9 protein-coding genes are annotated in these 15046 nt (G+C 67.2%); 3 read left to right on the top strand and 6 right to left on the bottom strand.

Annotation, left to right across the window (positions count from 1 at the left end):
- Positions 1 to 29 precede the first annotated feature (29 nt).
- Both VT03_RS28360 and VT03_RS28355 read left to right on the top strand, forming a co-directional pair.
- A complete protein-coding gene (locus VT03_RS28360) occupies positions 30 to 2204 on the top strand; it encodes a prenyltransferase/squalene oxidase repeat-containing protein (protein WP_075096126.1) in 2175 nt (724 codons plus the stop codon).
- Positions 2205 to 2405: 201 nt separating this feature from the next.
- Positions 2406 to 4670, top strand: coding sequence for a CehA/McbA family metallohydrolase (locus VT03_RS28355; protein WP_075096125.1), 2265 nt, complete (start codon positions 2406 to 2408; stop codon positions 4668 to 4670).
- Positions 4671 to 5067: 397 nt separating this feature from the next.
- On the opposite strand, the gene VT03_RS28350 is transcribed toward VT03_RS28355, so the two are convergent.
- Positions 5068 to 8475: a hypothetical protein gene (locus tag VT03_RS28350; protein WP_075096124.1), complete on the bottom strand. Its 3408-nt coding sequence runs from the start codon at positions 8473 to 8475 to the stop codon at positions 5068 to 5070.
- 272 nt (positions 8476 to 8747) lie between these two features.
- Positions 8748 to 9263 (bottom strand): hypothetical protein, encoded by a 516-nt coding sequence (locus tag VT03_RS34390; RefSeq protein WP_075096123.1) that lies wholly within the window; start codon positions 9261 to 9263, stop codon positions 8748 to 8750.
- Positions 9264 to 9819: 556 nt separating this feature from the next.
- Between VT03_RS34390 and VT03_RS28340 the strand changes: the two genes are divergently transcribed.
- The gene (locus VT03_RS28340) at positions 9820 to 10194 is read left to right on the top strand and encodes a hypothetical protein (RefSeq protein WP_075096122.1); all 375 of its coding nucleotides are present in this window, start codon (positions 9820 to 9822) and stop codon (positions 10192 to 10194) included.
- Between the two features lie 63 nt (positions 10195 to 10257).
- Here the strand turns inward: VT03_RS28340 and VT03_RS28335 are convergent, their stop codons facing one another.
- The 4 genes from VT03_RS28335 to VT03_RS28320 form a co-directional block, all read right to left on the bottom strand.
- Entirely contained in the window at positions 10258 to 11127 is an 870-nt protein-coding gene (locus VT03_RS28335; protein ID WP_075096121.1) for a DUF72 domain-containing protein, read from the bottom strand.
- Between the two features lie 84 nt (positions 11128 to 11211).
- Entirely contained in the window at positions 11212 to 12132 is a 921-nt protein-coding gene (locus VT03_RS28330) for an NAD(P)-dependent oxidoreductase (protein WP_075096120.1), read from the bottom strand.
- A 342-nt stretch (positions 12133 to 12474) separates the two neighbouring features.
- A complete protein-coding gene (locus VT03_RS28325) occupies positions 12475 to 13650 on the bottom strand; it encodes an enolase C-terminal domain-like protein (protein ID WP_075096119.1) in 1176 nt (391 codons plus the stop codon).
- 94 nt (positions 13651 to 13744) lie between these two features.
- Positions 13745 to 14884 (bottom strand): FHA domain-containing protein, encoded by a 1140-nt coding sequence (locus VT03_RS28320; protein ID WP_075096118.1) that lies wholly within the window; start codon positions 14882 to 14884, stop codon positions 13745 to 13747.
- Positions 14885 to 15046 lie beyond the last annotated feature (162 nt).

Here is a 15046-nt window from a genome sequence, read left to right as displayed (position 1 = left end):
CGCCTCGCTCCTCACCGGAAGATCCCCCCATGCGCGCCGACATTGAGATGACGCCTCGCCTCTCCCGACGACAGACGTTGCAGCAACTCGCGGCGGCCGGCCTGGGATCGCTCACCGCGACGGCGCTGCGGGGCGCCGCGCCGGAGACCCAGGCGTCCCGCCCCGAGTGGCATGACGAAGCCATCGCTTACCTTGAGACGCTCGCCCGCCCCGATGGGGGGTATGCCTGGGGAGACCAGCCGGAGTCGCACCTCGCTCCGACGTTCGCCGTGATTGCCGCCTATCAGGTTCTCGGCCGTCCCGTGCCGCGGACCGCCGCCTGTGCGGAGTACATGCGGACGCATCATCCGACCGAGTGGAAGAAGCTCGAGCAGGAACACCGCGAGTTCGATTTTCAGCAGCTCCAGGCACTGCACTGGCTGGGGGCGAAGGACCTCGCCGCGGCGCAGTTCACGGAGCGGGTCCGCGGCTGGACCGCGCCCGTCCCGTACCTCGCACAGTACGAGCGGCATCGCCATCCGGTTTTCCGGTTCCAGCTCGCGGCGCTCGCGTGCCGTCCGCTCCTCGGTCTCCCGATGGAACCGGTGGCGGCCGAGTTCTCGCGCTACCTCCTCAGCCGGCGGCGGCCGAACGGCAGCTTCAACAACTCCCCCGCTGCCGAAGGAGGGGACGGCCATGTCCTCAACACGCTGTGGGGCCTCGAAGGGATGGCGCTCCTCGGGCTGGAAGAGGACCACGCCGCCGCGACGATCGCCTGGCTCCAGGGGTGCCAAGCTCCCAGTGGAGGATTTCGCTGGCAGCCGAAACCGGCCTGGGGAATGGAGCCAGATGTCGCCTACACCTGGGGAGCCGTGACGGGTCTCGCCCGCCTCGGCGCTCGGCCGACCGATCCCGATGCCGCCGTCCGCTGGCTGCTCAGCCTGCGGAATGCGGATGGAGGCTTTGGCGACCGGCCCGGTTGGGCGAGCAACGCCGTTGCCACGCGCTACGCCCTCGAAGCCCTGGCGGCTCTCGACTCGCTTCAGGCGCCGCCGCCATCACTGCCGAAGCGGATCGCGGCCGTCCCGACCACACTTCCCAAGGGGCTTCAGGTCTTCTCGATCCAGATCGAGGCCCACGGATCGGGAAGCCCCGCCGAGGCGGTCGATCTCGCGAAGTCTCTCCAGATCGACCTGTGGGGGGCGAAGAACGCCAAGCCCGGATGGCTTGAGGCGGCCCAGAGTCTGGCGGACCGCCAGCAGGTTCCGGTCCGCTTCTTCACCGCCAACGAGGAGTATGGGACGTGGATCGATGTGCCGGGCTTCGGCACCTACAGCCACATGAGCGACATCATCGCGCCCGCCGGCAGCGAGATCGGTCCCGCGCTCACGGGGGACGCGGCGGCGGAGTGGAACGACTTTCGCCGGCGCCGAATCGAGCCGCTGCACGCCGGCCAGGGACGGATCGTCTGGCAGTTCGGCGAGAACGAAGAGCTTGTCCGGACGCTGCTCGACGACGCCCTCGAGCGGGGCGGGTATGCGGCCGTCAGCACGTTCCACTTCGGCAATCCGGACTTCACGAACAGCGAGCCGTTCCTGAACCGCTACCGCGGCCATCTGCCGTTCGTCGCCCTTCAGGACGCCCACGGTCCCGAGCCGTGGTGGTTCGCGGACATGACGACCGGCTTTCGGACGCTGTTCCTCGCCGAAGCCCCGACCTGGGAGAACTGGCTCACGGCCCTGCGAAACGGGTGGGTCGCCGCCGTCCGCCGCGACGCCGTGACAGGCGACAAACTCCGGATGCACGCCGGCTCGGACGAGGTCGCCCGGTTCGTCCTCGAGCAAGAGATGCGGTGGCGGTGGTGGGACAACCCCGCGATCGCACGGCCGCTCGTTTCGGTCGTCGTCCTGAAGGCGGGGGATCGGTTCGAGACGGGGGTTCCCGAAACGGGAGTCGCCCTTCGGATCCGCTGCGCGTGGACCAACACGAACCAGGGTGTTCCCAAAACAGCGCTCGCGGAACTCAAGACCGTGACGGTCGACGGGCAGACCGTTGAACCGGAGCCCCTCGAAACGATGGCGGCCCGCCGCGGGCCGCTCCCCGCCGACCGGGCGCACATCGTCCGGATGCCGAGCGTGGCGGCAGGCGAGCACGTCGTCCGCGTCACGGTCGCCCGGCTGGCGGATGGCGGCGAGGAGTCGAGAGAGATCCGTTTCACCGTCTGACGACGCCTGCCCAGCCCCGGGAGCCGAACGCGGCGGCCAACCGTCCGCCGGCTCCTTCTCCACCTCTCTCTTCTCCTGATCCGAGTTCGCTTCCCTCTCGTCTGCGGAGGCCGCGGACTCAAGGACCCCGATCCCGATGCGCCGATTGCTGACTGTTGTCACATCCGTCCTCCTCGTGGGCGCCGCCGCGGCGTCCCCCCGGTGGAGCCCGCGAACTCGTTTCTGTCGTGCCACCCGTTCGCCGCCCAGGCGGACGGCCGCCAGAAGTGCGTTGTTCGCGTTCGGCTCCGCGACCGGTCGGGGACGCCGCTGGCGGGCCGCCCCGTCGCGCTCGCATCAAGCCGCGGCCCGCTCGATCGGATCGAACCGGCGAAGGCGACGTCCGACGCGGAGGGAGTCGCCGAGTTCGCGATCACGTCCGAAACTGCGGGGACCGCAACCCTTTCGGCGAGCGTCGAGGGGGTTCCCGTGACGATCGAGGTCGTCGACAACGGCCTCGTCGCCCTCTACACGTTCGACGGCGACGCGCCGGAGGCGCGGGTACGCGACCTCTCGGGGAAGAACAATCACGGCACCGTCCACGGGAATCCCGCGTTCGTCGCGGGGCATCGGGGCGACGCTCTCTCGCTCAACGGAACCGACCAGTACGTCGAAGTTCCCCATTCGGACTCGCTCAAGGGGCACCTCGGCCACCACGTCGAATGCTGGATGCGGACGGCGGGGAGTCCGCCGGCCCCGCCGGCGGAGAGCGACAAGACACCGGAGACCAAGACCGAACCGATGCCGGGCAAGGCCCGTACCGGGGAGCCGGTCGTCGTCCTCATCCAGAAGTCGCACCAGCACGGAGGGGACTACAACCTCTCCCTGCATGGTCCGAAGATCGCCTACCACTACCGCTGTTCGCAGCGCGAGCCGAAGCAGCTTGAGGAGGCGCTCTCCGACTATCCGATCATCACCCCCGACCGCTGGATGCAGCTCGCCGGTTTCTGGGAAGGCTCCAACGTCGACGAGCGGGTCCGGTTCCGCGGCTACGTCCGGGCCTACGCGAGCGAAGAGGCGGAGTTCGATCCGCGGGCCAAGGCGCAGCAGGTCGAGGGGATCTGGAATGGCCGGAGCGAGCCGCAGCCGCTCTCGATCGGCCGCAACGGCAACGGGTCGCAGTATTTCCACGGGCTCATCGATGACGTCCGCGTTTACAACCGGGCGCTCTACGACGAGGAGATGCGCCGCAACCACGCGGGCATCGCCACCGTGACCTTCGGCCTCGTCCCGCCGGAGAAGTGGACCGCTGACGCCCAGCCGCTTCCGGAATGCGTCATTCTCTCGTGGGACAACCGCGACCGGAACGTCACGACGTACCACATCTACCGGGCCACGACGCCCGAGGTAGAGCCGGTCCCGGAGAACCTGCTCAAGATTGTCCCGCACAACCGGGATCACTTCCGGGACTACGAGGTCGACCACGGCACGAAGTACTACTACACGATCGTCGCGCATTCGTTCGAGAACGCGAGCCTGCCCGCGCCGGTCATCTCCGCGACCCCGCGTCGGGCTCCGCACAATCCCCGCTGGTACCGCGGAGACGGGCATCTCCACACCTACACGCACGACATCGACGTCGAGGACTTCGACCCGGAGAACACGCTCGAAACCGCCCGGAAGGCGGGTTGGGATTTTGCCCTGGTGACCGACCACAACAGCCTGGGGGCCTATTTCCGCAGCGAGGATCAGGGGACGCCGGAGTTCATCGTCATGGGGAACGGCCAGGAGATCTCCGACGGCGGCGAGCACCGGACAGGCGCGTTCCTGGGGCACTTCGTCCCGACGTCCGACACGGCGGTGGTCGACCAGAACCGGCTTGTCCTCTCGATGGGGGGCGAGGTCGGCCCGAACCACAACGCCTATCGGAACTCGGCCCCGAACATCACGCTCTTCGAGGTGGTGAACGACAGGAAGTGGTATCCGCTCGATGCCTGGGACAACGAGTACCTCAAGCAGGGGATCCACGTCACCGCCAAGGGGGGGAGCGACGCGCACGGCCGCTTCTCGGTGAAACGCGGCTACCGGTGGTGCGTGTGGGCCGACCGGCTCTCGTACCGGGCGCTGCGACAGGCGATTCGCGCCGGACGGACGTTTGCCGTCGACGGGGACGGGCTGGAGTGCCAGCTGAAGGTCAACGGGGCGATGATCGGCGACACCCTGACCGTGGCGGCGGGGACGCCGCTGACGGTGGAGCTGAGTGCCGAGGGGGCGGGGCCGGTGAGCGAGGTGAAGCTGATCCGCGATGGGGAGACGATTGAGAGCTGGGCTCCCGGGGAGAAGCGGTGGTCGCACCGGTACGACGCCGGGTCGTTCGCGGGGACGCCGGGGTACTTCCGGATGGAGGTTCGATCGGAGGAGCCGAAGCGGCGGGCGGTCACGTCGGCGATCTTTGTCCGGCCTCTGGAACCGGCGAGTTCAAGGTGACTGGAAATGCGTGCCGGGCGGGCCCTGAGTTTCAATGTCGCCAGCCAAACCGGGTCCAGGGGCACCCTGGTGGGGGATGCAAGGGGGCAACGCCCCCTTGCCCGCCGGAGGCCCTCTCGTCAAGAGATGCCTGAAGGATCGCGTGTCCAAGCGCGGACACCGTGCCGTATGCCCCCTCACCAACCCGCGGGGATTGCAAAGCCAGCGGTCTGGTTTGAGGGAGTCCTCATAGCTGGCGCCACAAAGCGGACATCCGTTGTGTCCCACGGTTCCTCATAGAAGTGCCTCCGGCGGCAAGGGGGCGTGGCCCCTTGACCCCAGGCTGCCGTGGCACGTTGGGTTTGAGCTATGGGAGCCGAGCCGGCAGGGACGCCTCAACGATCGTCGCTGATTGCCGCTACTCGTCCACCGTCTGCGCCTTCGGCGGCGGGGCCGGGACCTCGGGCTCGGACGATGTCGCCGAGGCCGCGGGCTTCGCTTCCGACGGCTTCTCCTCGTTCGGCTTCGCCGCCGGCGGGGCATCGGTCTTCGGCTTGGCAGGTCCCTCAGGCATCGGTTCCTTCGGAGCCTCCCCCATCGGATCGGCCGGCGTATCCTCGGCGAACATGTCGCCCCAGGTCGGGATCTGCAGCGAGGGGGGCTCGATCTCGAGCGGCTCGTCGGTCAGGAGCGACAGGTAGTAAACGATCCGGACCCGCGAAACGGTCTCCGGATTCCGCTCCAGAGCATCGGTGAGCTTCTTGGCGGCCGTCTGGTTCCGCGAACAGACGAGGTCGGCGAGAGCCGCATGGACCGCGTCCTGCGTCTCCCGTTCGATCTGCTGCAGGTCGTTGAAAGCCCACGTCGAGGCGAGCAGCGGCCGGAGGTCCATCTTCGGCGGCGGACCGATGACGAGCGGGGCCAGCGACAGGGCCGACATCGCCGCCCCCCGCTGCAGCGACTGCTGGTCCTCCGTCCAGAGCTGAATCGAACGCTCCTCGTTGCCGATCATCAGGTTCGCCAGCGAGCAGGAATTTCGCCACTTGGAGCTGAAGACCTCCCCCCCCGGCGTGCCGGCAGGGGGCAGGCTCGTCTCCATCGATTCGGTCAGAGTCCACGACTCCTCGAGCCGTCCCCCGATCAGCAGCATGTCGGCGATCAGGTCCTGGGAGTTGGGATCCTGGCCGAACGCCGTGATGTCTTCCTCGTACAACTCCAGCGCGAACCTCCAGCAGCCGTCCTGGAGGGCCTGCTGAATTGCCTTCATTCGCGTCCCGCCGAGCCCGAGCTGCCCGCGGACGGTCTTGCGGACGTTGTCGACAAACTCCCGCAGCTCCTTGAGCGCCGCCTGCTGCTGCTCCGGGAGCTTGGCTTCCGGGTCAAGCTCCTGGAGCTTCCGCTCGAACTGCTCCATGTGGTGAAGCGCCCAGTCCCGCGCTCCCATCAGGAAGCAGAGATCGGCAAGGACCTGATGGTCGCGGAAGTCGCTCGGGTCGAGAATCTGCGCGGAGTAGTAGGACGCGATCGCGTACCGCAGCCAGAACTCGTCCCGCGCCTGCGGGTTCTGGGCCTGGAGCCACTGCGTGTCGATCCCGTGCAGGGCGAGCGCCGCCAGCCCCAGCCGGCGGTAGGCCTTCGCGTTCTGCGAATCGCCGAACAGCCCCGAGCGGGCTTCGCGGATCGTCTGCAGGGCGAGCCCGGTCCGCAGCCGGAGCACATTCGGGTTCGGAATGTTGGGGGTCACTTCCAGCAGGGTCCCGTATTGCGACGCCGTGAGCGCTCCCTCCGACTCAAAATCCTTCGGCTGGATGAGCCACCGGTCGTAGGTGCCGCGGGACCGGGGCCAGCTCCGGACTCCGGTCACCACCAGGTCCGGACGGGCCTTATCGCGGAAAACAGTCCGCAGGATGTGCGAAAGCGGCTCCTGCTGACGGAACTTCTCGAACTCCGGCGACCGCAGGTCGGGCCGGTACGCCACCATCCCCGTCGCCGCGAGCCGGCTCGTGAACCAGCCCCGCTGGAGGAGCTTGGCAAAGACCTCCATGACATCCCGCTCGACCACTGTCCGGACGATGACGTGGGACACCTTGAACCGGTCGAACACCTCTTTCCAGGCATCGGGCGAGGGACGTCCGGCGATGAGCGACGCCCGGGCCTCCCGGTGCTGCGCCGCGGCCCCGGTACGGGCGTGGATTGCCATGCGGGAGTCGACGAATGAGCGCCGTCCCGTCCAGATCAGGTGGTCCCCCTGGCTGAGGTAGACATGGAACGGACGGTCGTCGAAGGCCCCCTTGGCGAGTTCCTCCATCGACTTCGTCTGGAGCACGAGATCCGGGTGGAACCCCAGGCCGACGCGGCGGCCGCCGGCCCCCATCAGCGAGCCGTTGACCGACAGGTACGCGAGGGCGAAGAGGGCCAGCACGGTCACCGCCCGTCCGCCGCGCGAGAACAGGACCTCCCAACGGTCGGTCGAATAGGACTGCCGGAACGTGTGCCGGAACCAGATCTGGCCGTTCAGCGTGGCGACGATCGCGTTGACCACGCTCGCCATCGGGAGATACCGCGACGAGCCGAGCGCGAAGGCGTTGGCGGCGACGAAGACCAGCAGCCAGCCCCAGTGGAGCCGCCGCCAGTTGAGGAGCTGCGCAACGATTGCCAAGCCGATCAATCCGACGCCGAACCAGTCGTAGACCGACGCTCCCGCGCGGAAGTCGGACGACAGGAGCGACGAGTAGTCGGCGATCAGCCGCGAGTTGGCCAGGACGCCGACGAAGTATTCCCGCGTCTCAGGCTGCTCGAGCCGGAGGTAGGTCCAGGGATACTCATACACGTGCCAGTGGAACGGATGGATCGCGCACGCGAGGACCGACAATCCGATCGCCGTCCAGAGTCCCTGGAGGCTGAACCCCTTGGGATTGTCCTGGAGGAACGTCTGGCCGAGACCGAAGGCAATGAGGAGCGCCAGCCCGACCGCCGCGTTGGGGTCGCACTGACTCCAGATCCAGAAGAGGGGGACGAGCGACCACGGAGTCGTCGACTCCGGACGCAGCGACCACCGGTGCAGGATCAGCCCCGTCGCGGCGACCCCCAGCAGCAGGACCAGCGGCGGACCGGGCGTAAAGGCGTTGAAGTTGCAGACGAGGACGAGCGCCGCGCAGACCGATCCCCACCAGGACGAGATCCCCGGGATCATGGTCCGGCTGAGCAGGTGGAACAGGACGCCGACGCCCACCGCCGTGAGGAGCGTCAGCGCGGTCGGACCGCCGCCGTGATAGACGAGCGTCAGGACGTGATCGAGGAGCCACGACAGGTGGTACCAGGGCTGCCCTTCGCTGGCGACGGAAAAGACGTCGGTCCGCGGCGGCAGGAAGCCGTGCCCCTGCATGTATTCCCCGGTCCGGATCCGGACCAGGAGAGCGCTGTCGTTGATGTAGGTGCAGCCGAGCAGGACCCCGATCAGGAGGACCGCCCAGCGGATCATGAAGTCGCCGCGGACCGCCTCGTCCTCCACGTCCTCCGGCGTCAGCGCCAGCTCGTCCGGGAGGGACTCTTCGGTCTCGCTCCGGACCGCTGTGCCGTCCGCCGCCACCGGCGTCATTCCCGAGAACGCGGCCGCTGATCGCGGCGCTTCGGATCCCGGCGATGGGGCCATGGACCCGGAAGGCGGGGGGACCACGTCGGACCGGTCCAGGCTCGCTTCGAGCTCGTCCAGCTTCTCCCGGGAGGCGATCCCCGAGGCGTCCGATGCGACTTCGCCTCCCGCGGCCGGCTCAAGAATGTCCGAACGATTCTCGGGCTGGGGATCGGGTTGGCTCGAAGTCGACATGAGTGTCCGGCGAAAACGGAAGACGAAATGCGGAGGGGGAGTTCGGTCAAAGCGGCGGAGGAGGGGAGGGCTGCAAGCCGCGCGCCGCGAGTCCCTGCGCCCGTCGGGGGGAGGGGGAACCAGTTCGAGGCGTCACCCTGTTCCCCCGGGCGGCCTCAAAATGAACGATGCCTGTTAAGCCACGAACAAGACGGGGCGCTGGAGCCGGCAGAAGGAGACCGAGGGAACGCGACGACACGACTCCCGACAGGGCAAGGCAGCCGGGGACGGAGTCAGTGGTGCGCACTGTGTCCGCCGTCGTGGTGGCTGGCGGAGTGGCCGTGGTCGGCGTGGTCGTGATGACCATGGTCGCCATGCCCGTGATCGCCGTGGGCGTGCTCGTCCGCCGGGGTCAGGTCGGTGTTCCAGGCGGTTGCCAAGACGTCGCCCAGCGGATCGACGAGTCCGGCCAGCTGAACGGAGCCCGACAGGTACATGATGACCAGCAGCATCGTGACGTAGACGAGCTTGCCGACGAAGTTTGAAAGCCGCAGGCCGAAGATGTAGTGGTAGCCGTCGACGGGAGGGTCGACGACGCCCCAGACGAGCATCCAGAGCAGGCCGATGAGGACGACGCCGATCGCCCCCCCTCCGAGGAGGACTTTCTGCAGCTTCTTCCAGTCGACTGCGAGTGACCAGAAGGCGATCCAGGCCAGGAGCGGCGTCCAGGGACCGATGGTCTTGAGGAGGGAAAGGATGAGCGCCGCGCCCGCGACGATGAACTGCCACAACGACTGGAGAAATTCCATAGACCCCTCGAACGGAATGGTCTCAGCGAGCCCAAAGGATAACAGCGGGTTCGGGTTCGAACAAATCAGGGGGGGCCGGGCGGAGGGAGCGGACTCCAGAGCTCGGACGACGTCCTTGCCGGCACGACGCCCATAGCTCAATCCCAACGTGCTTCGGCAACCGGGGTCAAGGGTCCAAAGAAACAACACCGGCCCCCTTGCCGCCGGAGGCGCTTCGGTGAGGAACCGTGGTCAGCGACGGACGTCCCCTTTGTGGTACCGGCGTTGAGGACTCACAGCTCGCTTTGCACTCCACGCGGGTTGGTGAGGGGGCATCCCACACGTCACCCGCGTTTGGACACTCACTTCTCCAGACATCTCTCGACGGCCAGGCCTCCGGCGGGCAAGAGGGCGTTGCCCCCTTGCATCCCCCACCAGGGGTGCCCCCTGGACCCCGGTTAGGCTGACAGTCGGTGGAAATCGCTTGGCCACGGCGATAGTGTGCCAAAAGGGCCAGACAAGGACGCGGCCAGTCCGTCCCTCTAATCATTCCCAATCTCTTCTTCAGGGTCACCACATGTCCGTCGTGAAAACACTCTCCGTCATCGCCCTCGGATTCGCCGTCGCCGGCTCGTCGCTCCTCCTCGCGCAGGGCGAAGCCAAGACCAAGAAGGAGCCCCGCGGACCGCTCCCCGTCAACTTCGGCAAACTCGGACTGTCAGAAGACCAGAAAACCAAGATGTACCCGGTCTGCGAAGAGTACGACGTCAAAATCGACGAGCTGGCGGCCCAGATCAAGAAGCTCCAGGGAGAGAAGTCGGCCAAGCTTCGCGAGTTCCTCACCCCGGCTCAAAAAGAGCGGCTCAAGGAAATCGTCGCCGAGCAGGCCGCCAAGAAGGCCGAAGCGGAAAAGAAGGCGGAAGCCAAGCCGGACGCCCCGGAAACGAAGTGATCGGCGGGAGGACCGACGCGGCTGGCGGACTTCTGTGACGTCGCCGCCGCTGTCGGCGTCAGCTTAGAACAACGTCCGCTGAACGGGCTTCCGGGCCGGCGGCGAAGCTGGAGCCGGACCGGAGCTTCCTTCGCTCCTGAGCGGAGGCAGTTCCGGACGGAGCGTCCGCAGCCGCTCATGGAACGCCATCGCCAGATCGGGGGCGAAACGGTCGTCCGGGGCGTGCGTGAAGACGATCGGATGGAGCCCGTCGCCGATCCACCCGGCAACGATCGCAGCCCACTCATCGATCCACGGGCCCGTCGCGGTCAGGTCATTCCGTCCGACGAGCCGCACCATCGGCTCACGAGCGGTCACCGTCCGGCGAAAGGGCGAACGGGGCTTACGGCGCTGTGATTCTTCCTCCGCCGCATCGCTCGGCGGGGCGGAGAAGAGCGGACGGCTGTCGAACAGGCACCGATCCATCCCGAGCTCCGCCAGGAGCCCGTCCAGCCGCTGCTCGACCGGTCCCCGCAGGAACCAGTCTCCGTGCCGGGCCTCGACGGCGTAGGAGAACGCACCAGGGAGCGACCGCAGGTAGGCTTCCAGAGCGGGCCAGTCTCTTCCCGAAAACTGCGGCGGAAGCTGAAGAAACGCCGGTCCCCGGCAGCCGTGCTTCTCCAGCTCGTCCAGCAGGTGGAGGAACGCCATCGTCTCGATGTCGGTGTCCCGCAGCCCCTTTTCGTGCGTGATCGCCTTCGGAAACTTGAGGCAGAACGCAAAGCCGGGCCGCACCGACTCGGCCCACCGCCGCACCGTTTCGACGGCCGGAATCGCATAGAAGGTGCTGTTCACCTCGACCGTCGAAAAGAGGGCCGAGTACTCCCCCAGCCAGTCCTTTCGCGTCGAAGCCGCGGAATAGACCGTCCCCTTCCAGTGCGGGCAGGCCCACACCGGACAGCCGAGTCGATAGGTCGGGGCAGGGGAGGGGACGATTCAGCTCCTCGGCGGCTCGCGGCGGAGGCCGCCAACACGATGTTACTTCCGGTTCCGCCAGTCGATGCCGGACATCTCCGACAGGGCCAGCAGGAGGGCGTGCGTCCCGTTCCGGCCGAAGCCGCGGGCCTTCACGCTGAGATAGAGCTGTTCGGCCAGCGCCAGGCCCGGCAGCGAGAGCCCCATCCGCTTCGACTCGGCCAGGGCGATCCCCATGTCCTTCACGAAGTGCTCGACGAAGAAGCCGGGGTCGAAGTTGTTGGCCATCATCCGCGGGCCGAGGTTGGAGAGAGACCAGCTCCCCGCCGCGCCGGTCGAGACCGACTGCATGACGGTCTCCAGGTTGAGCCCCGCCTTGTAGCCGTAGAGGAGGGCTTCGCAGACGCCGATCATCATCGTGGAGATCAGGATCTGGTTGACCATCTTGGTGTGCTGGCCGGCGCCCGGCGCGCCCTGGTGGACGATCGTCTTCCCCATCGCCTGCCAGCAGGGCTGGAGGGCTTCGACCACGTCCTTGTCGCCACCGATCATGATCGAGAGGCGGGCTTCCCGGGCTCCGATGTCTCCGCCGGAGACGGGGGCGTCGACGGCATAGACTCCCTTGGCCTTCGCCGCCTCGGCGATCTCGACCGCCAGCGACGGCTCGCTCGTCGTCATGTCGACGAGGATGTTTCCCTTCTTGGAGCCGGCCAGGGCCCCCTTCTCGCCGAGGAACACTTCGCGGACGTCCTGAGGGAAGCCGACGATCGCAAAGATCACGTCCGACGTCTCAGCGACTTCCTTCGGCGAGGCGGCCCACTTGGCTCCGAGGTTGACGAGGTGCTCGGCCTTGGCGGGGGTGCGGGTGTAGACGGTCGCGGAGAAGCCGGCCTTGATGAGGTGGCCGCACATGCTGTTCCCCATGACGCCGGTGCCGATCCAGCCGATGCGGGTCTTGCCAGGAGAAATCGTGGGAACGGACATCGCGACCTCGAGTGCTGCAGAAACAGAAAGTGGGGTGGGGAGTATATCGGGCTCGTGCGGGCCGGTCAGCCGTCCTCGCAGGGCTTTCGGAGAGGTCAGGAAAGATGGCCGCGGTCGAGGCGTGTTTGTCTCGTCGAGTTTTTGGCCACAGATGAACACAGATGGACACGGATAAGAAAGGCGACGAGCGCTGCCTCAAGCTCTCAGCCTGATTCTCACCGCAGGGGGCGTCACTGACCCGATCCTGACACAGGCCGCTCACCGCTCGTCGACCTCAACCACCATCGACCTATTTGTGTTCATCCGTGTTCATCTGTGGCTGATTCCTCCCCGCCGCCCCCGTCAGCCACAACGGATCGTCTTCGAGCGGATCGTCACGCGGGCCACGGCGGCTTCGTCGATGTCAATGCCCAGCCCCGGTCCCGTGAGCTCGCGGCCCCGACCGCCGAAACCGAACGTCAGGTTCTGGCGCGTGAGGCGCTCCTTCACGAGAAAGCTGTCGAAGCTCCCCTCCAGCCACCGGAGCCCAAGAGCGAACGAGGCAAACTGACGTCCCGCCGCGGAGAGAATCCCGGTCTCGCCGACCTGGCAGCCGAGCTGACAACCGATACCGGCGGCCGTCGCGGCGCGGAGGATCCGTAGCGCGGGGAGGAACCCGCCACACTTGGAGAGGCGGACGTTGAACAGGTCGCACGTCCGATCGCGGATCGCCGCCTGTGCGTCTTCCGGGCTGCACATCGACTCATCGAGCATGACCGGGATCGGAAGCGTACCTCTTGTCCCGGCGAGCGCCGCGAGCTCCCTGTGCGGGATCGGCTGCTCGACCGAATCGAGCGACGCTGCCGCGAAACGACCCATGTGGTCGCGGAGGTCTTCCGGCCGCCAAGCTTCGTTCGCGTCGATCCGGAGCGAGACCGACCGTCCGAGCAGTTTGCGGGCGTGCCGCACGAAACGGGCCTCGCCGGGCTTGGCCCCCACCTTGAACTTGAAGCTCTTGAGCCCCAGCGCGCGGAAGGCGACCGCCTGCGACATCGCCCGCGGCTGGAACATCACGGTGATGACGGCGCTATAGCGGGGCAGGGCGTCGACGGGATCCGCCGCACTCTCTTCCCCCCCGTACCGAGGCAGATTTCGGAGCGATTCCCCTGCCGACCGAAAGGCGCCGTCCAGGAGAGCCAGTTCGAGGGCACAGCGAAGTGAGTTGCCGAAACAGGAACGGACGTCGTCGCGGCCCGGAGAGAGCGAAAACTCCCCGCAGCGGGCGATCAGTGTGGGGAGGGTCCAGTCGCGGCCGCCGAACGATTCCGCGAGGTTCACCCGGTCAATCAGGTCCCACGCGTCGTCAATCGTCTCGCCGGTGACGTAGTGCCGCGGGAGTCCTTCGCCCCAGCCGACCGCCCCGTCCCACTCGGCCCGGACGACCAGCGAGTCGGTCGCGGTCCGCGTGAACGAGGCGTGGCGGATCGTCCGCTTGAGCGGGATGCGGACGTGGTGGAACGTGACGTGGCGAAGCCGCATGAGCGAAGCCGGGGAGGCGGATCCGGACCGAGACGCCGGTGGGAGAGAAGGATACCGGCCGGATCTCTCGAGACCACAGCCGAACCGCCACCGTTCAGGGGACGGTGACGTTCGAGAGCGCCTCTTCCCGGGAGCTGGCGATCGGCCACTTCGTCGTGATCCGCATCTCGTCGAGCGAGCTCTGCATCTCGGCGGAGACATTGCAGAACATCGACCGGCCCCGCGCCGTCCGGCAGAAGCTGACCAGCGCGTCGATGATGATCGACCCCACGAACGGCCGCACGCTGAAATCGACAATCAGGTTCCGGAAGCCGTGCTTGGTGAACAGCTCGGTGATCCGCCCCGCGTCGAGGTGGATCTCCTTGTAGCTGAAGTCCGAGACGTCCCCCATCGGGATCACCACGACGGTCTCGTCATAGGTCTCGACCTTGAAGACCTTGTTGACGCGCGTGGCAAAGGCCCCCGAGTTGCTCGACGTGATCGAATCGGGCGCCGGAGCGGGGGTGGCCAGAGCGGCGTCCGGGTACAGCGCCGTCATGACATAGCCGCCGAGCTGGAGCTCGCAGCCCTGGGCAACATAGCCGCAGCGGCACTCGTAGCCGTTCAGCTTGATCCCCCCCTTGCCGAGGAGATCGACCACCCACAGGCCGGTCGGCAGGAGCAGCAGGCAGCAATGGACCTTGGAGATCCGGTCGTCGCTGATCTTGATCCGGCACCGTTCGTCCCGGCCCACGAGTGTGATGACCCGGTTGATCGGCCAGACGACCCCCTTGGCCGACGAGTTCAGGAGCTGGAGATTGACGGTGGGGAGAGTTCCGTACTCGATCCGCTGCTCATCCCGCGGCTTGAAGTCCAGCGGAGAGACGAGGTCGTCCGCGATCCAGTCATCTTCCAGCTTCAGCCGATGGCCGCCGATCCGGAACGGGCGGTCCGCGGAGAGCCAGGGGGTGGCCGCAGGTCCGTCCCAGTGAATCCCGTTGAGCGAGAAGAGGTCGAGACACGCGACCCGGTTGCCGATCACCTGGAGGTATGCGTGCCGGAAGGCCACGGTCTCGCCGTCCAGGAAGAGGTCGACCCCCTGGCCGCGGCCCAACACCGCGAACGGCGAATTGAGCTCGATCGTCTGCGTGGCGCCCGCTCCCGGCTCGGCCCCGTCTGCCGGTTGAACGGAAAACCGCAACGGCCGGGGCTGCCCCACGGCGTATTGCAGCATCGCTCGGATCTGTTCGTCCATGGAATGGGATGGCGGCGGTGTTTTCAAGCGGGATGACCCCGTTCGAGTGCCCGTCTTTTTACTGCGCTGAGTGAGTGTCCGGAATGTTGGCGACCCACATTCCTTGGAATGTGGGCGGGACCCTGAGCGGTCGGCTGCTGGAACCAACATTTCCCGGACAGG

The organism is Planctomyces sp. SH-PL14, assembly GCF_001610835.1.
Lineage (GTDB): Bacteria > Planctomycetota > Planctomycetia > Planctomycetales > Planctomycetaceae > Planctomyces_A.
This window is presented reverse-complemented; position numbering and strand designations above follow the sequence as displayed.